The following is an 18087-nucleotide window of genomic DNA, read 5'->3' on the forward strand; positions in this document are numbered from 1 at the left end:
GCCGTACGGTCAGCCGTTCGCGAGTGCCTGTACGCGGTCCAGCGCGCCGTTGAACTTGTCGTGATCCCCGACCGTCGGCCCGGACGAGGTGTACTGCCACATCGTGTAGTACGACCACCCCGCCGGCAGCGTCCCCACACCGGACGCGTACCGTGCGATCCACAGCGGATTCGCGGACGCGAAGCCGCCGTAGTTGCCGGTGCACTGCGTCCACCAGTTGGTGGCCGTGTAGATGACCGCGTCCCGGCCCGTACGCGCCTTGTACGTTTTCAGGAAGTCGGCGATCCAGCTGACCATCGCGCCGGCCGACTTGCCGTAACAGGCGGCGCCGTAGGGGTTCCACTCGATGTCGAGGACGCCGGGGAGGGTCTTGCCGTCCCTTGACCAGCCGCCGCCGTGGTCGGCGAAGTAGTTGGCCTGGGTGGCGCCGCTGGTGGTGTCCGGGGTGGCGAAGTGGTACGCGCCGCGGATCATGCCGATGTTGTAGGAGCCGTTGTACTGCTGGGTGAAGTACGGGTTCGTGTAGTACGTGCCTTCCGTCGCCTTTGTGTACGCCCACTTGACCCCACTGCTCCACAGGGTCGACCAGGCGACGTTGCCCTGGTAGGCGGAGACGTCGACGCCCTCGGTCTGGGTGGCGTCACCGGTGCTGGGGGTGCCGTCCTGGCCGTCGTGGGCCAGGACGCCGATGCCCATGTGGGCGGAGCCGCGGGTGGGGGTGCTCGCGGCGTGCGCGGTGGACAGGGACAGGGTGAGGGAGACGGCCGTGAGCAGGGCGGCCGCGAGGGCCGTGCGGGCGCGCGGGCGGGGGGAAGGGGGTCTGTGCGCGGGCATGACGTGCCTCCGGGATGAGGTGGGGGGAGGTGGGGAACCACGAATGACCCACTGGCGTGGGCATGCCACTAATTGCCTGCTGAAGAAGCTACGCACGTAGATGACGGCGTGGAAGGGGCTCCGGATGTCGCCGTTGGTCTACGCCTGCGAAATACTTGCGGAGCTGCGGCGATGACGAATTTCTGGCAGAAACTTTCAGGACCGGGAAACCGAGCAGAGGTGCTGACGTGCACGAGGACGCGAACGGCGGCGGACACCCCGCCGCCGAGGTGACGCCGAGCGGTGCGGACCAGGAGTTCCTGGCGCTGGAGCGCGAGTTGACGGTGCTTCTGCGGCGCGCCCGCGCCAACCAGGGGGAGATGGCCCGTGAGGTCCACCCGGACCTGGAACCGGCCGCGTACGGGCTCCTCGTCCGCCTCGACGAGCACGGCCGCCAGCGCGCCACGGAACTCGCCGCCTACATCGGCGTCGGCAAGGCCACCATGTCCCGCCAGCTGCGCGCCCTGGAGGAGCTCGGCCTCATCGCCCGCGAGCCGGATCCGGCGGACGGACGGGCCTGGCTGGTGACCCTGACGGATGAGGGCCGCGGCCGCGTGGGCAAGGTCCGCCTGGCCCGGCGGGCGCGGTACGTCAGCCAGCTCGCCCACTGGGACCGGCGGGAGGTCTCCGAGCTGGCCCGGCTGCTGCACGAGCTGAACCAGGTCATGGAGAAGTAGCGGCAGGTAGGAGCGGGCGCCGCCTCACAGCTCCACGTACGCCACCGTCGCGTCGTCGTGCGTCTTGCTGCGGCCGAGGAACGCCCGCTCCTCCCGGTCCGCCGCCTCCAGCCCCCGTATGCGGTCGACCAGGGACCGCGCGCCCTCCTTGCGCACGACGTCGAACAGGGCCGTCCAGTCGCCCTCGCGGAACTTCTCCACCCAGCGGGCCGCGCCGTCCGTCACCGCGGCCAGGGCGCGGACCTCGTGGCGGGGGAGGGCGCCGGTGACCGCGCGGGCGGCGACGGCGGGGTCCGCGGCGGCGGTGAAGAAGCCGCCCTCCTTGTTGCGGGCCTTAACGTCGCAGAGGGCGTCGGCGGCCAGCCAGGCGCGGGGGATTCGGGCGAGGCGGTCGTCCAGGACGGGGGTGACGGTGCCGTCGGGGGACTGCACGAGGAGGGCGGAGTCGGAGAGGACCAGGTGGTCGACGGTGTCCGGCGTCCAGCGGGCCAGGACCACCGTCGCCTGGGGCGTGCGCGGGTGAGAAAGGTCACAGGTGGCCACGTGTGCGTCGGCCGTTCGACGGATCGCCCGGGAGAGTACGTCCGTCAGCGTCAGATCCGGGCGCGAAACGGTCAGTTCGGTCAGTGCGCCGCCGAGGCGTGCGGTGAACCAGGGGACGGAATGCAGACAGCCCGTCCCGTCCCTCGGCGGGGTGACGCCGTCCAGGACGACCACGCAACCGCCCTGTCCGGAGGCTGGTAGCCCGACTGCGGCGAAGTCCTCGTTGGGGCGGGTCGCGTCACCGGGTTCCGAAACGAGTTCAGTTCGCATTCGGCCAATCTGCACGATCCCTTCACAAGTGCCGCCGAAGGCTGGCAACGTTCGCGGAATTCCCGCCTCCCCGCAGGTCAGACGCCTGTTTTGGGAGGGAATGGCGCACTCCGGGAAGGCGTGGTGGCGAATATTGCCAAAGCCCGCCGCCCGCGTCCAACCGGCCCGCCGCGCAAGGCCCCTGCACACGCCACTGGAACTTGCCCGCCAACTCTCCTCCGATGTTCACTCCTTTGGGTGGCGGGCCAGGTGATGCGCGACCACTGACCACCGGCACTGGGAGGGTCGGGGACGGACCGTACCGGGTGTACGCACCACTTGGCACCGATGTCACGGACCGCCACCCGGGCCCTTGGTTGGACGAGTTCAGGAATGCGAGCACCGGTGCAGAAGACGCGGCCTCGGCGCACAGGCAAGCAGACGGCCTCCGAGGGGGGTGCCGAGCGCACCCCTGTCGGCACCGGCCGCCCGACCCACGTACGCAACCGGCTGATCGTCGCCGTAGCCGTGGTGGCCGCCGCCATAGCCGGGGCCGGAGCCCCGTCCGTGCTCGCCGCCTCCGGGCAGCTGAGCGACTCCCAGGACCTGGTGACCCTCGCCCAGCGCACCCAGGACGCCCTCGCCCTCGCGCACTCGCTCGCCGACGAGCGCGACGAGGTCACCTCCTACGTCGCGGCCGGCCGCCCCAAGTCCAAGGCGCCCTCCGAGCAGCGCAGCGAGCGCGTCGACCGGCAGGTCGAGGACCTGCGCGCCGACACCGACACGCCCGGCTCGCTGCGTACGGACCTCGACGACATCCAGGCCGTGCGCCGCGCCGCGCTCACCGGCAAGAGCACGGCCCTCCAGACGCACCAGGCCTACTCGGCCGCCATCACCGAACTGCACCGGCTCGCCGAGGAACTGGCCGAGCAGATGCCCCCGCGGGCCGGCTCCGGCGCGTACGCGCTCGCCGAGCTGGACTCCGCCGTGCAGCAGTCCGCCGCCGCCCGCGGCCTGCTCCTGGCGGCCCTCGACGTGCCGACCAGCAAGCAGACGGTCATCAACCCCGTCACCGGCCTGGCCACCACGACCACCACCTCCTCGGCGGCCGACAGGAAGCAGCGCGACGCCCTCACCGCCGCCGCCCAGCAGGCCCGGCTGCGCTCCGACGCCGCCCTCGCCGACTTCCGGGAGACCGCGCCCAAGGCGGCCGTCACCTCGTACGACTCCACGGTCACCGGCCCCGAGGTCAACTCCGCCGACACGTACCTGGCCTCCCTCACCGACCGGCCCACCCTGAGTGACAGCGACCTCGCCACCAGCACCAAGAAGCTGGACGCGGCCCTGTCCGCCCGCGTCGACCTGATGCGGGGCGCGGAGTCCGCTCTCTACGACCACCGCACCAAGGACCTCGCGAAGCTCCGCGACGACGATGTCACCGCGCTGGAGATCCGCATCACCGTCCTCGGCGCCCTCATGCTGGTGGCGGTCGGCATCGCCACCGCCATGGCCCGCACCCTCACCCGCCCGCTGTCCGTCCTGCGCCGGGGTTCGGCACGGCTGGCGGAGGCCGAGGACCCGACGACGCAGGAACCGGTCGTCTTCACCGGCCGCGACGACGAGTTCGCCCAGGTCGTCCGCTCGGTCAACGCCCTGCACGCGCACGCCGTCGCCCTCCACGAGCGTGTCACCACCCTCGAGACCGACCGCAAGCACCTGGTCGGGCAGCGCCAGAGGATGGCCGACGCGCGCGAGGAACTGCGCGCCGAACTCGCCGACTCCGCCGCCCAGCTGGAGCGGCTGCGCACCAGCATCAGCGGCACCTTCGTCAACCTCGCCCTGCGCACCCTCGGCCTGGTGGAGCGCCAGCTGGCGGTCATCGAGGGCCTGGAGGAGCGCGAGCACGACCCCGAGCGCCTGGCCACGCTGTTCAAACTGGACCACTTCGCCACGGTCATGCGCCGGCACAGCGAGAACCTCCTGGTCCTCGCCGGCACCGAGCACGTCCAGCAGCACCACGGCCCGGTCCCGCTGGTCGACGTCGTCCGGGCGGCGGTCAGCGAGATCGAGCGCTACGAGCGGGTCCGCATCGCCGCCCTGCCCCCGCACGCGCACGTGGCGGGCTTCGCCGCCGACGACCTCTCCCACCTGCTGGCCGAACTCATGGAGAACGCCACCGCCTTCTCCCCGCCGGACCTGCCCGTCGAGGTCTCCGGCTGGCTGCTGGAGAGCGGCGAGGTCATGCTGTCGGTCCAGGACGAGGGCATCGGCATGACCGCCGAACGCCTCGACCGCTTCAACTCCCGCCTCGCCGGCTTCGACCCGGAGTCGCCCTACGACCAGGAGGGCGAGGACGGCCTCGGCCTCGGCCTGTACGTCGTGGCCCGCCTCGCCCACCGCCACGGCGCCCGCGTCCAGCTCCGCGAGCAGAAGCAGGGCGGCGTGGCGGCGGTCGTGGTCCTGCCGGCATCCCTCCTGGCGGAGCCCCCGGCGGCAGCCGTCCCCGCCCCCGCCACCGTGTCGGGCGACACCCACACCTTCTCCCTCCCGGGCGCGGACGCCGAGGTCAACTCCAACGTCCTGCCCGGCCGCTCCTCCGACACCGACCCGCTGGTGATCCTGGCGGAGAAGGCGGTACGGGACGCACCGGAGGCGGAGGAGCCGGTACACGAGTCTCCGGAGCCGAAGGCGCCCCCGGAGACCCCGGCCGAGACGACGATGGAGCTCCTGCTCCCCGAACCCGACCCGGCCCCGGAACCGGAGCCGGCCCCCGAGCCCGCCCCGGAGCCCGAGCCCGCCGACGGCGAGAAAGCCCCGCAAGGGCCACCCGCATCCGACGAGGAAAGCCGCACGGACGGTGCGGGTGGGACCGACCCGGCCCAAGGCGAAGCCGAGGCGGAACACACTCGCACCGAGGACGAACCAGTCACCGCAAAGGGCCTGCCCAAGCGCACCCCGAAGATCACCACACCCGCCCAGGCCCCGCGCCAGCGGACCGGCACGGTCGATGCCGAGGCCCTGCGCCGCAGGCTGGGCGGATTCCACCGGGGAGCGGAGGCCGGCTACCGCCACGTAGAGGCGGAGATCGCCGCATCGGAAGAAGCCACGGGGGGCACAGTCGAGGAGGCAAGCAGTTGACCGCGCCCAGTACCTTCGGACTGAGCAGTGAGGCCCGCAACCTGCACTGGCTGCTGACCAACCTGGTTGAGGAAGTCCCCGGCATCCAGTCCGTCGCCGTGGTCTCCTCCGACGGCCTGCTGCTCCTGTCCTCCGACCCCAGCCACAACACCGCATCCCGCGCGTCAGGCCCGGGGAAGGGCCCACGCGGTTCCTCCGCCGACCTCGCCACCATCGTCTCCGGCATCGGCAGCCTCACCGTCGGCGCCGCGAAGCTGATGCAGTTCGGCGGGGTCAAACACACGATGGTCGCGATGGACGAGGGCAGCCTGTTCGTGATGTCGATCAGCGACGGCTCACTGCTCGGCGTGCACGGCTCCGCGGAGTGCGACATGAGCGTGGTGGCGTACCACATGGCGCTCTTCGTCGGCCGTGCCGGACACGTCCTGACCCCCGAACTCCGCAGCGAGCTCCGCAAGTCCCTGGAGTCCGAGTCGACGGGGAGCGCCCGATGAGCAGCAGCACGCCGAACAGGCTGCCGATACGCGGCGGCGACCGCAAACCCGCCCGGGTCCGCCCCTACTCGCTCACCGGCGGCCGTACCCGCTTCGGCCATGTCCTGCTCGTGGAGACGTTCGTGGCGAGCACAGCCGCGCTCGAAGCCCCCGAGGAGCGCAGGGAGCTCACGAACGGCTCGCTGAAGTCGGCGGTCATGCCGGAGATGCGGGCCATCGTCGAACTGTGCCGCCGTATGCGCACGGTGGCCGAGATCGCCGCGCTGCTGAAGATGCCGCTCGGCGTGGTCCGCGTCCTCCTGAGCGACCTCGCGGACCAGGGAAAGATCCGTGTGTACGGAACCGGGACCGGTCACGGCACCGGCCGGCCGGACCGCGCTCTGCTGGAAAGGGTGCTGAGTGGACTCCGTCGTCTCTGACGCCGTCGCCCCCTTCGGGGGCGCCCCCCTCGTCGAGCCCGACGAGAACCTGAGGTCCTGGCAGACCGACCGCACCCGCGCCCCCATCGCGACGAAGATCGTCGTGGCGGGCGGCTTCGGCGTCGGCAAGACCACACTGGTCACCTCCGTCTCGGAGATCACGCCCCTGCAGACCGAGGCGCTGATGACCGAGGCGAGCGAGGCCACCGACGACCTCACCGCCACGCCCGGCAAGCTGACCACCACCGTGGCCATGGACTTCGGCCGCATCACGCTCGACGACGACCTGGTGCTCTACCTGTTCGGCACGCCGGGCCAGCAGCGGTTCTGGTTCATGTGGGACGACCTGGTGCGCGGCGCGATCGGCGCCGTCGTGATGGCCGACACCCGCCGCCTGAAGGACTGCTTTCCGGCACTGGACTACTTCGAGAGCTGCGGGCTGCCGTACGTCGTCGCGGTCAACCACTTCGACGGCAGTGAGCTGTTCGAGCCGGAGGACGTGCGGGAGGCCCTCACGATCCCCGCGCACATACCTGTCATGATCATGGATGCGCGCCGCCGGATCTCGGTGATCGAGACCCTCCTGGCCCTCGTCGGCCACGCGCTCGACGAAACCCCCGAGTAGGAGAAGTTCCCCGCATGCGGAAGATACTCGTCGTCGGAGCCGGCCAGTCCGGCCTCCAGCTCGCCCTCGGCCTCCAGTCGCACGGGTACGAGGTCACCCTGATGTCCAACCGGACCGCGGACGAGATCCGCTCCGGCAGGGTCATGTCCACCCAGTGCATGTTTCACACGGCACTGCAGCACGAGCGCGACCTCCAGCTGAACTTCTGGGAGTCCCAGGCCCCGAAGATCGAAGGACTCGGTGTCTCGGTCGCCGCCCCCGGCTCGCACGACCCGGGCCCGACCCAGCGCGCGATCGACTGGGTGGGCCGGCTCGACGGGTACGCCCAGTCGGTGGACCAGCGGGTGAAGATGGCCGGCTGGATGGAGACGTTCGCGCAGCGCGGCGGCCAGCTGGTCATCCACGGCGCGGCGGTCTCCGACCTCGACTACTTCTCCCGTACCTACGACCTGGTGCTGGTCTCCGCGGGCAAGGGCGAGCTGGTGTCCATGTTCGCCCGCGACCCCGAGCGGTCCCCCTACAGCGAGCCGCAGCGCGCGCTGGCGGTCTCGTACGTGCACGGGCTCGGCCCGCACCCGGAGCACCCGGACTTCCTCGCGGTGCGCTGCAATCTGGTCCCGGGCGTCGGCGAGCTGTTCGTCATGCCGACGCTGACCACCTCGGGCCCCGCCGACATCCTGTTCTGGGAGGGCATACCCGGCGGCCCGCTCGACGTCTTCAACGGCGTCAAGGACCCGGCGGAACACCTCTCCCTGACCCTGGAACTCATGGAGAGGTTCACGCCCTGGGAGTACGCGCGGGCCACCAAGGTCGAACTGACCGACGCGGGCGGCACCCTCTCCGGCCGCTACGCCCCGACCGTCCGCAACCCCATCGGCCGCCTGCCCGGCGGTGGCCTGGTGCTCGGCGTGGCCGACGTGGTCGTCGCCAACGACCCGATCACCGGCCAGGGTTCCAACTCGGCGTCCAAATGCGCCGCCGCCTACCTCGCCTCGATCCTGGAGCAGGGCGACAAGCCCTTCGACGAGGAGTGGATGCAGCAGACCTTCGACCGCTACTGGAACACCGCCCAGCACGTGACCAAGTGGACGAACGCCATGCTCGCCCCGCCGCCGGAGCACATCCTCAACCTCATCGGCGCCGCCGGGCAGCTCCAGCCGGTCGCCGACCGGTTCGCCAACGCGTTCAACGATCCGGCGGACTTCGAGAACTTCTTCTACGACCCGGAGAAGACCGAGGCCTACCTGAGGGAGGTCTCCGGCGCGGCGGGCGCGTAGCCCTCGTCCGACCCGTCCGTGGCGTGCTCGGGGAGCGTCGGCGGCGTGTACCGCCGCAGGGGCTCCCCGCCCGGGTCGGGGCGCACGGCGCCGAGCACCGGGTTGGCCGCGATGGGGGAGACCTTCACCCTGGCGCCGGGCCGGGGCGCCTGGACGACCATCCCGTCGCCCAGGTAGAGGGCGACGTGCGTGGCCTCGGGGAAGTAGACGACGAGGTCCCCGGGGCGCAGCTCGCCGAGCGGGATGTGCTTGAGCTTGTCCCACTGCTCCTGGCTGGTGCGCGGGATCGCGGTTCCGGCGTGCCCCCAGGCCTCGGAGGTCAGCCCCGAGCAGTCGTACGTCTTCGGGCCCTGCGCACCCCACTCGTACGGCTTCCCGAGCTGCCGCACCGCATAGCGCACCGCCCGGTCACCCGCGGAGGAGGGCGCTCGCTCGCCGCTGAGCGCTCCGGCCGTCATGAACTTCTTCTGCGCGTCGGCGATCCCGTCCCGCTCGAACTCGGCCAGCGCGGCGAGCTGCTCCGCGCTGAGCGAGGCGAGCAGCTTCTCGACCTCGCCGAGCCGCCCCCGTACGTCGTCGCGGGCCTTCTTCCGCCGCCCGGCGAGGGTGAGCTGCTCGTCCAGCGCCTTGCGGGCCTGCCGGGCCAGCCGCTCGCTCCGCTTCTCGCTGCCCACCAGCCGCCCCACCGTCTTGGCCCGCTGCCGCGCCAACTGCCCGAGTACATGGCCCTCTTCGAGCGCGTGCTGCGGATCGCGGGCGAGCAGCAGGCGTACGTACGGGGAGATGCCGGTGCTGCCCTGGTACTGCTGCCGGGCCAGCCGGCCGGCGGCGGCCCGGCTGTCGTGCAGGGACAGGCGGGCTCGGGCCAGTTCCCGGTTCAGCCGGTCGACCTCGGCGCGCTGCCGCTTCAGCTTCTCCTCGGTGGCGTCGTAGGTCTCGGTGGCCTGCTCGGCCTGCCGGTACAGCCGCTGAAGGTCCGTCAGCAGCTGGGCCACGGAACGGTGCGGTTCCGGGGCGGCGGTTGCGGTGGGTGCGGGGGCGAGGACGGCCGGGGCCGCCACCGCTGCCGTACATACCAGGCACAGAAGCCTTCCTGACACGTCATCACCTCCGGTGCGGTAGGCGGATCATCCGCCTTTCTTTTTTCCGCACCGCGAGCATGAGGGGGGCTCGCGCGGAGTGCACGCCGGATGTGCGCGGTTCGGCGCAACCGTGTCACCCGTCGGCGTCACCCGGCTTGCCGGTCGGCGTGGCGTCTGGCTTGGACCAGGGCCATTTGATCTTGCCGCCCGGCTTGGCCTCCGGGTCGTACGCGTACTTCCACCCCTGCGCCAGCCCCGGACGCCTGCTCTGACCCCGGGGTACGCGCCGGTAGACGAGGACCGTGGGCGGGCCGCCGTGCGGGTCCGGGACGGGGATGCGGTACGTCTTCGGGGGGTGGCCGGTCATGCCCAGCAGTACGGGGAGGACGCGCCCGTCCATGGGGCCGCCCTCGAAGGGGGTGTCCTGACTCTTCACGGGACCAGTCTCAGCCATCCTCGGGCAGGGCGGCGACGAGCGCCGCCGTCTGCGGGTCTCGGCCTGCGGTCACCGTGAGGACGGCCACGAACTGCTCGACCAGCCAGTCGCGCAGTTCGTCGGCGGGCGGCTGCTTGTCCTCGTCCAGCCAGATCAGGGAGGCGGCCTCCACCGCCGTGATCCACATCCGGACGGTCATGCGCAGGCGCGGGCCCGGTTCCGTGACGCCGAGGTGGCTGAGGATGTGCTCGGCGGCGGCCCGGCGTACGCCGTCCACTATGGCGGTCGTCCGGGACGTCTCGACCACGCTGCCGCCCTGGAGGAGGGCGCTGAAACCGGCGTCGTGCTCGTCGACGAAGGTGAGGTAGCGGTCGAGGGCGCGGGCCAGACGGGGGAGGAGGGGGCCCTCGCGGGGTTCGTCGAAGCACTGCTCGAGCTCTTCGGCGGCGGAGCGCAGGGCCGCCTCGTACAGCTGCTGCTTGCCACCCGGGAAGTACCGGTACACCAGCGGGCGGGAGACTCCGGCCGCTTCCGCCACGTCGTCCAGCGAGACGTCCTCGGGAGCGCGGTGCGCGAAGAGCGACAGCGCGGCGTCGAGGAGCTGACCGCGGCGCTCCTCGACGCTGAGCCGGCGGTAGGCGGGGGTGGCAGCGGCGGGGGTCATGAACCGCAGGGTAACCGGGCGGCGGGGGTTGCGCGGCCGGGGCGGGTCCACCTCACCTGCGCCTGCGGGGCCGCGGCCGGGGCGGCTACGCCAGCAGCCCCGAGGACCTCCACAACCGTCGGCCGACCCCCCGCAGTACCCCGATGTCGTCCAGGAAGTCCGTCAGGCGCCTGGCGCCCGTCTGCATGACCTCCCGGCGGTGGCCGCTGGCCTTCACCTGGGCCATCGCCTCCCGCTTGTCGAGGCCCACGTTGGTGTACACCTCCGGGTTCACGAAGGCGACCGAGAAGACGCGGGCGAACTCCCCGGAGGTGACCCGGGTGAACTCCTGGGACCAGCGTGGGGCGGTCATCATCTGGCGGCGGAGTTCCTCGCGGGCGTAACGGACGTGGCGGGCCTCCTCGACGACGTGGATGCGGGTGACGCCCCGGATCAGGGGCTGGACGCGTTCGTCGGGGAACGTCAGGCGCTGCATCCAGTCCAGGACCTCCTCGCCGAGCAGCGTCGCGGTGAAGGAGCCGGGGGTCGTGGAGATCGTCTTGAACAGGCGGCCGAGGTTCTGGTGGGCCCGGCTCACCGGGTACCAGGGCGCGTCGCCCCGGGAGATCAGCCGGGCGAACATCTTCGAGTGCCGGCACTCGTCCTCGATCTCCGTCAGCGCGTACCGGACGTGCGCGCTCGTCGCCGCCTTGTCGTAGATGTGCCGGACCAGCAGCTGCATGAGGATGATCTCGAACCAGATGCCGAGCGAGGCCAGCGCCGCCGCCTCGTGCTGGGACAGGAGAATGCGCTGCTCCTCGCTCATCCGCTGCCACAGCGGCGTGCCGTACAGCGACACCAGCTCCGGCGGCCAGAACCATTTGCCTTCCTCGAAGGGCGCGTCCCAGTCCAGCTCCTTGTCCGGGTCGAAGGAGTGCTTGGCGGAAGAGGCGAGCAGCCGCTCGGCCACCTGCTCCCGGTCCTTGAGCAGGCCGAGCGCGTCGCGCAGTCCCGCCGGCGCGTCGGCTTCCGTCACGGTCGTCATGGCTGTCCCACCTCGTTGCCCCGGGTCGTATCTCCTGCGGCTCTTATGAGACTGCCTGTCAGTAAGGTCGTCAATCCCCTCCGCACCACTTGTTGACTCACCGTCTACGTGTGAGCCTGCGAGGTATGCCGACCAACGACCTCTACGCCAAGGACCCGGGCGACCCGCACTGGCAGATACCGGCCAGCGGCTCCGCCCGTTTCAGCTGGGAGTACGACGACGGCCGGGACCGCCTGCTCGCCCTGTACCAGAAGGGCAAGGACAAGCAGTGGGACGGGCAGAAGCGCATCGACTGGGACATCGACGTCGATCCCTACGATCCGCTCGGCACCCCGGACGAGGCGATGACCCTGTACGGGACGCCGTACTGGGCGAAGATGACCGACAAGGACAAGGGCGAGCTGCGGCAGCACTTCGCCTCCTGGCAGTTCAGCCAGTTCCTGCACGGCGAGCAGGGCGCGATGATCTGCGCGGCGCGGATCGTGGAGTCCGTACCCGACCTGGACGCCAAGTTCTACTCGGCGACCCAGACCATGGACGAGGCCCGGCACGCCGAGATCTACGGCCGGTTCCTGCACGAGAAGATCGGGATGGTCTACCCGATCAACGACAACCTCCAGTCGCTGCTCGGCGACACCCTGCGCGACTCCCGCTGGGACATGCCCTACCTCGGCATGCAGGTGCTGATCGAGGGGCTCGCCCTGGCCGCCTTCGGCATGATCCGGGACACCACCGACAAGCCGCTGCCCAAGCAGATCCTGGCCTACGTCATGCAGGACGAGGCCCGGCACGTCGCCTTCGGGCGGATGGCCCTGCGGGACTACTACAAGCAGCTCACCGACGCCGAACTGCGCGAGCGCGAGGAGTTCGTGATCGAGGGCTGCTATCTGATGCGCGACCGGCTGCGGGGCGTGGAGGTGCTGGAGAACTTCGGCATCCCCAAGGCCGAGGCGGAGGAGCTGAGCGAGCGCTCCGAGTTCCTCCAGCTGTTCCGCAAGCTGCTCTTCAGCCGCATCGTCCCCTGCGTCAAGGACATCGGCCTGTGGGGCAAGCGGCTTCAGGAGGCCTATGTCGACATGGGCGTCTTCGAGCTGGGCGACTCGAACCTGGATCTGCTGATGGCCCAGGACGAGGAGATCGCCGAGCGGCTCGACGCCGAGCGGTTCGCGGTGGAGGAGCGGGAGCGGGTGGCGGAGGTGGAGAAGGCGATCGAAGAGGGTCAACGCCTCAGCGGATGATCGATCGACGGGCGGCTCGGCATATTCACCCGGGTACGCTGACTGTGCCGGGCAGACTCCGCCGCATGGGAACTCGACCCGACGAGCAAGGCGTACGTGCCCACCGGCATCCATCACGACAAGCTCGGGCTGACGGTCCCGTTCCCCATCGACATCGACCTCGCGGCGATCAACCGCCGACCGCAGGTTGCGCCTCCCTCGGCCTGAACGACGTCCGCAGAGTGAACGCGTACTCGGTCGCGCGTCGGTGAAGTCCTTCAACTGGGTGAGTTCAGCGGGTACTTGCGGCGTGCGATGGTGACCTGGGCGAGTTCATGGGCGGCTGCGGGTGTGGTCATGACCGAACGGCAGGTCGGGCCATCCGGGCCGCGGCCCCCCGTCTCACGGACCGAGAACCGCCTCCATCACCGCCTTGGCGATCGGCGCCGCGTCGCCACCGCCGCTGATGTCACCGCGGTCGGCCGAGGCGTCCTCAACGACCACCGCGACCGCCACCTTCGGCTCCAGGTCGTCGTCGGCCTGCGCCCACGACACGAACCAGGCGTACGGCACCCCGGAGTTGCCGATGCCGTGCTGGGCGGTGCCGGTCTTGCCGCCGACCGTGGCGCCGGGGATCGCGGCGTTGCGGCCGGTGCCCTCCCGCACCACGTCCGTCATCAGCTGCCGCATGCGCACGGCCGTCGACGGCCGCATCACCTGGCGCGGCGGACGCGGACCGTACGCCGCGACCGTCTCGCCTCCCCCGCGGGTGGTCCGCTCCACCAGGTACGGCGGCCGCAACTGCCCGCCACCCGCCACCGCCGCCGCGACCATCGCCATCTGCAGCGGCGTGGCCCGGGTGTTGTACTGCCCGATCGAGGACAGCGCCAGCTGCGCCCGGTCCGCGCCGGAGTCGAAGGTGCTCGGCGCGACCGAGAAGGGGATGCGCAGGCGCCGGTCGTTGAAGCCGAAGGCCTGGGCCGTGGAGAGCATGTTCCCGGCACCCGTGGCCACGCCCAGCTTGGCGAACACCGTGTTGCACGACCACTCGAAGGCCATCCGCACCGAGGCGTCCCGGCAGCCGTCGGACTCGTTCGTCAGCCTCGTGCGGGTGCCGGGCAGGGTGTAGGGGTCGGGGGAGAGCGTCGGCGCGTCCAGGTCCCTGACCACGCCCGCGTCCAGGGCCGCCGCCGCGGTGACCACCTTGAAGGTGGACCCCGGCGGATACGTCTGCCTCACCGCCCGGTTGAGCATCGGCTTCTCCGGGTCGGCGTTGAGCCGGTCCCAGGCCGAGGCCACCGCCTCGCCGTTGCCGGACAGTTCGCCGGGGTCGTACGACGGGGTGGACACCAGGGCCAGGATGCGGCCGGTCGCCGGCTCGATCGCGGCCACCGCGCCCTTGCGGGCGCCCAGGCCCTCGTACGCCGCCTCCTGCGCGTCCCGGTTCAGGGTCGTCACGACGTCCCCGCCCGGGTTCCGCGCCCGCGTGACGTCGTTCCACAGCGGCAGCGGCGACAGCATCGGATCGGTACCGGACAGCACGGCGTCCTCGGCGTGCTCCAGCAGCGTCGTCCCGTACCTCTGTGAGGCGAAGCCGGTGACCGGGGCGTACAACGGGCCGTACGGATAGGCGCGTTCGTAGCGCAGCTGCTCCCCGCTGTCCCGCGAACCGGTGACCGGCTCGCCGCCGACCAGGATGTCGCCGCGCGGCTGCTGGTAACGGGCGATGGCGGGGCGGCGGTTGGCCGGGTTGTCGTCGTAGGAGCGGGCCTGGACGACCTGGACGCGCGCGGCGTTCACCAGGAGGGCCGCCAGCAGCAGGGCGCAGAACGCGGCGGCGTACCGGATGTACCTGGTCACGGGGCCCCCTGCCCGTCGTACTGCCGCCGGGCGGAATCGCTCACCCGGATCAGCAGGGCCACGATCGCCCAGTTGGTGACGACGGACGAGCCGCCCTGCGCCAGGAACGGCATCGCCAAGCCGGTCAGCGGGATCAGGCCGGTCACCCCGCCCGCGATCACGAACACCTGGAGGGCGACGATCGAGGCGAGCCCGACCGCGAGGAGCCGGCCGAAGGGGTCGCGCAGCGCGAGCCCCGCCCGGTAGCCGCGCTCCACGAGGAGGGCGTACAGCAGGAAGATCGCCGACAGGCCGGCCAGGCCCAGCTCCTCGCCCGCCGTCGCCAGGATGAAGTCCGACTTGACCGCGAAGCCGATCAGGATGGAGTGCCCGAGTCCCAGGCCGGTGCCCTGGACGCCGCCCGCCGCGAACGCGAACAGCGACTGCGCGAGCTGGTTGGGGCCCTGGCCCGCGTCGATGGTGGCGAACGGGTGCAGCCAGTCCTGGATGCGGCCGTGCACGTGCGGCTCCAGCCGGCCGACCGCGACCGCGCCGAGCACCGCGAGCAGCAGGCCGACGGCGATCCAGCCGGTGCGGCCGGTGGCGACGTACAGCAGGACCACGAACAGGCCGAAGAACAGCAGCGAGGTGCCCAGGTCGCGCTCCAGGACCAGGACGCCGACGCTCAGCAGCCAGATGGCGACAATCGGGCCGAGGACCCGGCCGGTGGGCAGCTGCATCCACCAGATACGGCGGCCGGTGTACGCGAGCGCGTTGCGGTTGGCCGCCAGGTACGCGGCGAAGAACACCGCGAGCAGCACCTTCGCGAACTCGCCCGGCTGGATGGAGAATCCGGCGATCCGGATCCAGATGCGGGCGCCGTTCACCGCCGGGAAGAGGATCGGCAGCGTGAGCAGGCCGAGGGCGGCGGCCACGCAGACGTAGGCGTAGCGCTGGAGCACCCGGTGGTCGCGCAGGAGCAGGACGACCACGGTGAACAGCGCCACGCCCAGCGCGGACCACACGAGTTGGGTGGGCGCCGCCCGGTCGCCCGGGGTCTCCAGGTCGAGCCGGTAGATCAGGACCAGGCCGAGGCCGTTGAGCAGCACACCGATCGGCAGCGGGAGCGGGTCGGCGCAGGGGGCGCGGCGGCGGACGGCGATGTGCGCGAGCAGGGCGAGCACGCCGAGCCCGGCGCCGTAGCCGGCGGCGCCGGGCGGGACGGTGCCGTACCTGGCCAGGCCCACGGCGCAGTAGCCGTACACGGACAGCAGGACCGCCAGGACGATCAGGGCGAGTTCGATGCCACGGCGCCGGGGGAGGCGTACGGCGGGTGCGGGGGTCTGCGCCGCTGCCACGGTGGTTCCGGCCTTGGTCATGTCCGGAACTTACCCAAACAGGGGGTCTCGTGTGCCTTGTTTGTGTTGTTCGTGTTGTCTTGTTTGTCGGGGTGTCAGGTTCGGTCGCCCGTCACACCGCGCCATCGGGGACGGCACCCGGACGCGGCGGTGCCGGAGACAGTGCCAGGGTCGCCACCGCCCCGCCGTCCAGCGCGTTGACGAAGGTCAGCCGGGCCCCCAGCACCTCCGCCTGGCCCAGCGCGATGGTCAGTCCGAGCCCGTGACCGGTGGCGCCGCCCTCGGTGCGGAAGCGCTGCGGGCCGTGCCGTAGCAGGTAGTCCGGATAACCGTCCCCGTGGTCCCGGACGGTGACGACCGGGCCGTCCACCGTCAGCACCACCGGCGGCCGCCCGTGCCTGTGCGCGTTGCCGACGAGGTTGCCCAGCACCCGCTCGAGGCGCCGGCGGTCGGTCTCCACCCGCGCGTCCCGTGCGACGCGCACCTCGGTGTCCGTACCCGACGCCCGCACCACCCGTTCGGCCAGCGCGCCCAGCTCCTCGCTGTCCGCCTCCAGCCGCTCCCGGCCGGTGTCCAGGCGGGATATCTCCAGCAGGTCCTCGGTGAGCGTGCGCAGCGCCGCCACCCGGTCGCGCACCAGCTCCGTCGGACGCCCCGGCGGCAGCAGCTCGGCCGCCGCGTGCAGCCCGGTCAGCGGGGTGCGCAGCTCATGGGCCACGTCCGCGGTGAACCGCTGCTCGCTCAGCAGCTTGCTCTGCAGACTCGACGCCATGGTGTCCAGCGCCGCCGCGACCGCGGCCACCTCGTCCTGCGGGCGGGTCCGGTCCTGCGTACGGGGGTCGTTCACGCGCGCGTCCAGGTCGCCCGCGCTGATCCGCCGGGCCACCCGCGCGGTGCCGTGCAGCCGCCGGGTCACCCGGGTCACCGCGAACGCGCCGACCAGCAGCGTCGCCCCGATGGCCAGCACCGACGACCACAGGATCGCCCGGTCCAGGCCGGCGATGGTGCCGGCCTGCTGCGAGTAGTCGACCTCCACCGCGAGCGCCCGGCCGCCGCCGGCGGGGCCCGCCGCCCACATCGTGGGGCGCCCGCGGTGCGTGGCGACCATCGTGCCGCGCTCCCCGGCCGCCGCCAGCGCCCGCAGCGGCGCGGGCAGTCCCTCGGGGTCCACGCCGGCGCCCGGCAGCAGCGCGTCCCCGGCCTGGTAGGCCTCGGTCGCGTCGGTCAGCCGGTCCAGCGCCTGGTCGCGGGCCTGGCCGACGGTCTGGTCGGTGACCGAGACGTGCACCAGGACCCCGAGCAGCGCGGCCAGCGCACAGCACATCACCGTGATGAAGGCGGCGGTCTTCACGGCGAGCGTGGCGGCCCACCGGGGGAGCGCGGGCCTCATCGGGCGCTCGCCGAGCCGGACGCCGACGGGGAGGCGGTGGGTGCGGGCGACGGCATACGGGTGGCGTGCTTGCGCGCGCCGGTGCGCAGGAACTCGTCGCGGGAGAAGACCATCGCCCGCCGCTCCGGGTCCCAGGCCCAGGTGGTGCGGTACTCGTAGCCCGTGATCCCGGCCGGGGAGCGGACGATCACGGTCCGCCCGGCCAGCTCGACCCCGATGATCGCGTCGTTGTCGGCCAGCACCTGCACCAGCTTGTGGTGCTCGACGGTGTAGACGCGCACGGCCGTCTGGTTGGTCGGATACAGCCGGAACCCGAGCGTCATGTCGTCGTGCCCGTCCCCGGTGAGGTCCCGGTAGTACGCCCTCAGCAGGGGACACCGCCGCCCGTCCCCGCCCGGTCCGCACTCGTCCGTCCGGGCCGCCGTCGCGTGGTACGGGCCCTTGCTGCCGTAGTCGTCCGGGTGCGCCGCGATCTCGGCGCCGACGACGGCGACCGGATCGGCCTTGCGGATGTCGTCGCCGGGCACGCCCACGCCCTTCACGGTCTCCGTGCTCCCCTCGTCGTACGGCCAGGCCGGACTGGACGCCGGCCGCAGATCCGGCCAGAGCTTGGCGGGGCTGATCGCGGTCGGGGTTGCCCCGGCGCCGCGCAGGCCGCCCGTGTCACCGCAGCCGGCCGCGGTCACCGCCACGAGGGCGACGGCGCCGGCGACGAGAGCGGTGCGGTTCGGGCGGGGGCGGGGCACGGTGCTCCTGTGGCTCGAATCGTTCGGTGGTGCGGG

Annotated in this window: 17 protein-coding genes; 7 read left to right on the plus strand and 10 right to left on the minus strand. The window is 71.9% G+C overall.

The features are described 5' to 3' along the window. Positions 1-9: 9 nt before the first annotated feature. Positions 10-834, minus strand: coding sequence for a lysozyme (locus ACIBBH_RS09315; protein ID WP_399403552.1), 825 nt, complete (start codon positions 832-834; stop codon positions 10-12). A gap of 227 nt (positions 835-1061) precedes the next feature. Between ACIBBH_RS09315 and ACIBBH_RS09320 the strand changes: the two genes are divergently transcribed. Beyond that, a complete protein-coding gene (locus tag ACIBBH_RS09320) occupies positions 1062-1550 on the plus strand; it encodes a MarR family winged helix-turn-helix transcriptional regulator (RefSeq protein ID WP_399403553.1) in 489 nt (162 codons plus the stop codon). Between the two features lie 24 nt (positions 1551-1574). Here ACIBBH_RS09320 and ACIBBH_RS09325 read toward each other — a convergent pair whose 3' ends face one another. Next, positions 1575-2363, minus strand: coding sequence for a protein phosphatase 2C domain-containing protein (locus ACIBBH_RS09325; RefSeq protein ID WP_399403555.1), 789 nt, complete (start codon positions 2361-2363; stop codon positions 1575-1577). 384 nt (positions 2364-2747) lie between these two features. Here ACIBBH_RS09325 and ACIBBH_RS09330 point away from each other — a divergent pair, with 384 nt between their 5' ends. From ACIBBH_RS09330 to ACIBBH_RS09350, 5 genes are read left to right on the plus strand one after another with little or no spacing between them, the layout of a single operon-like run. Continuing rightward, positions 2748-5480: a nitrate- and nitrite sensing domain-containing protein gene (locus ACIBBH_RS09330; RefSeq protein ID WP_399403557.1), complete on the plus strand. Its 2733-nt coding sequence runs from the start codon at positions 2748-2750 to the stop codon at positions 5478-5480. Next, on the plus strand, positions 5477-5974 hold the full coding sequence (locus ACIBBH_RS09335) for a roadblock/LC7 domain-containing protein (RefSeq protein WP_399403559.1): 498 nt from the start codon (positions 5477-5479) through the stop codon (positions 5972-5974). The genes ACIBBH_RS09330 and ACIBBH_RS09335 overlap by 4 nt, the downstream gene beginning before the upstream one ends. Then, positions 5971-6393 (plus strand): DUF742 domain-containing protein, encoded by a 423-nt coding sequence (locus ACIBBH_RS09340; protein WP_399403561.1) that lies wholly within the window; start codon positions 5971-5973, stop codon positions 6391-6393. Before ACIBBH_RS09335 ends, ACIBBH_RS09340 begins: the two co-directional genes overlap by 4 nt. Then, positions 6374-7018, plus strand: a complete 645-nt coding sequence (locus ACIBBH_RS09345; RefSeq protein ID WP_399403563.1) for a GTP-binding protein — start codon at positions 6374-6376, stop codon at positions 7016-7018. Before ACIBBH_RS09340 ends, ACIBBH_RS09345 begins: the two co-directional genes overlap by 20 nt. 14 nt (positions 7019-7032) lie before the next feature. Next, complete coding sequence (locus tag ACIBBH_RS09350; protein WP_399403565.1) at positions 7033-8295, plus strand: styrene monooxygenase/indole monooxygenase family protein; 1263 nt, start codon at positions 7033-7035, stop codon at positions 8293-8295. Here ACIBBH_RS09350 and ACIBBH_RS09355 read toward each other — a convergent pair. From ACIBBH_RS09355 to ACIBBH_RS09370, 4 genes are all read right to left on the minus strand, one after another. After that, on the minus strand, positions 8259-9395 hold the full coding sequence (locus tag ACIBBH_RS09355; protein WP_399403567.1) for an NlpC/P60 family protein: 1137 nt from the start codon (positions 9393-9395) through the stop codon (positions 8259-8261). The two genes, ACIBBH_RS09350 and ACIBBH_RS09355, sit on opposite strands and share 37 nt — an antisense overlap. Positions 9396-9510: 115 nt before the next feature. After that, positions 9511-9813: a hypothetical protein gene (locus ACIBBH_RS09360; RefSeq protein WP_399403569.1), complete on the minus strand. Its 303-nt coding sequence runs from the start codon at positions 9811-9813 to the stop codon at positions 9511-9513. 10 nt (positions 9814-9823) lie between these two features. Continuing rightward, on the minus strand, positions 9824-10477 hold the full coding sequence (locus ACIBBH_RS09365; protein ID WP_399403570.1) for a TetR/AcrR family transcriptional regulator: 654 nt from the start codon (positions 10475-10477) through the stop codon (positions 9824-9826). 85 nt (positions 10478-10562) lie between these two features. Further along, positions 10563-11501, minus strand: a complete 939-nt coding sequence (locus tag ACIBBH_RS09370) for a diiron oxygenase (RefSeq protein ID WP_399403572.1) — start codon at positions 11499-11501, stop codon at positions 10563-10565. A gap of 125 nt (positions 11502-11626) precedes the next feature. Here ACIBBH_RS09370 and ACIBBH_RS09375 point away from each other — a divergent pair, with 125 nt between their 5' ends. Next, positions 11627-12739, plus strand: coding sequence for a ferritin-like domain-containing protein (locus ACIBBH_RS09375; RefSeq protein WP_399403574.1), 1113 nt, complete (start codon positions 11627-11629; stop codon positions 12737-12739). Between the two features lie 381 nt (positions 12740-13120). Here ACIBBH_RS09375 and ACIBBH_RS09380 read toward each other — a convergent pair whose 3' ends face one another. The 4 genes from ACIBBH_RS09380 to ACIBBH_RS09395 all read right to left on the minus strand — a co-directional run bounded on the left by ACIBBH_RS09380 (position 13121) and on the right by ACIBBH_RS09395 (position 18051). Then, positions 13121-14578, minus strand: a complete 1458-nt coding sequence (locus ACIBBH_RS09380; RefSeq protein ID WP_399403576.1) for a penicillin-binding transpeptidase domain-containing protein — start codon at positions 14576-14578, stop codon at positions 13121-13123. Then, positions 14575-15936, minus strand: coding sequence for an FtsW/RodA/SpoVE family cell cycle protein (locus ACIBBH_RS09385; RefSeq protein ID WP_399403578.1), 1362 nt, complete (start codon positions 15934-15936; stop codon positions 14575-14577). The genes ACIBBH_RS09380 and ACIBBH_RS09385 overlap by 4 nt, the downstream gene beginning before the upstream one ends. Positions 15937-16027: 91 nt before the next feature. Then, positions 16028-17305: an ATP-binding protein gene (locus ACIBBH_RS09390; RefSeq protein ID WP_399403579.1), complete on the minus strand. Its 1278-nt coding sequence runs from the start codon at positions 17303-17305 to the stop codon at positions 16028-16030. Next, positions 17302-18051 (minus strand): hypothetical protein, encoded by a 750-nt coding sequence (locus ACIBBH_RS09395; RefSeq protein ID WP_399403581.1) that lies wholly within the window; start codon positions 18049-18051, stop codon positions 17302-17304. Before ACIBBH_RS09395 ends, ACIBBH_RS09390 begins: the two co-directional genes overlap by 4 nt. Positions 18052-18087: the final 36 nt, after the last annotated feature.

The sequence above is a fragment of the Streptomyces sp. NPDC051636 genome, assembly GCF_044453765.1.
Taxonomy (GTDB): Bacteria; Actinomycetota; Actinomycetes; order Streptomycetales; family Streptomycetaceae; genus Streptomyces.

What these genes read in the sequence shown, in the direction of transcription:
- ACIBBH_RS09315 (WP_399403552.1), bottom strand. Translation starts at nt 834, where the DNA reads ATGCCCGCGCACAGACCCCCTTCCCCCCGCCCGCGCGCCCGCACGGCC.
- ACIBBH_RS09325 (WP_399403555.1), bottom strand. Translation starts at nt 2,363, where the DNA reads ATGCGAACTGAACTCGTTTCGGAACCCGGTGACGCGACCCGCCCCAAC.
- ACIBBH_RS09340 (WP_399403561.1), top strand. Translation starts at nt 5,971, where the DNA reads ATGAGCAGCAGCACGCCGAACAGGCTGCCGATACGCGGCGGCGACCGC.
- ACIBBH_RS09350 (WP_399403565.1), top strand. Translation starts at nt 7,033, where the DNA reads ATGCGGAAGATACTCGTCGTCGGAGCCGGCCAGTCCGGCCTCCAGCTC.
- ACIBBH_RS09365 (WP_399403570.1), bottom strand. Translation starts at nt 10,477, where the DNA reads ATGACCCCCGCCGCTGCCACCCCCGCCTACCGCCGGCTCAGCGTCGAG.
- ACIBBH_RS09370 (WP_399403572.1), bottom strand. Translation starts at nt 11,501, where the DNA reads ATGACGACCGTGACGGAAGCCGACGCGCCGGCGGGACTGCGCGACGCG.
- ACIBBH_RS09375 (WP_399403574.1), top strand. Translation starts at nt 11,627, where the DNA reads ATGCCGACCAACGACCTCTACGCCAAGGACCCGGGCGACCCGCACTGG.
- ACIBBH_RS09385 (WP_399403578.1), bottom strand. Translation starts at nt 15,936, where the DNA reads ATGACCAAGGCCGGAACCACCGTGGCAGCGGCGCAGACCCCCGCACCC.
- ACIBBH_RS09390 (WP_399403579.1), bottom strand. Translation starts at nt 17,305, where the DNA reads ATGAGGCCCGCGCTCCCCCGGTGGGCCGCCACGCTCGCCGTGAAGACC.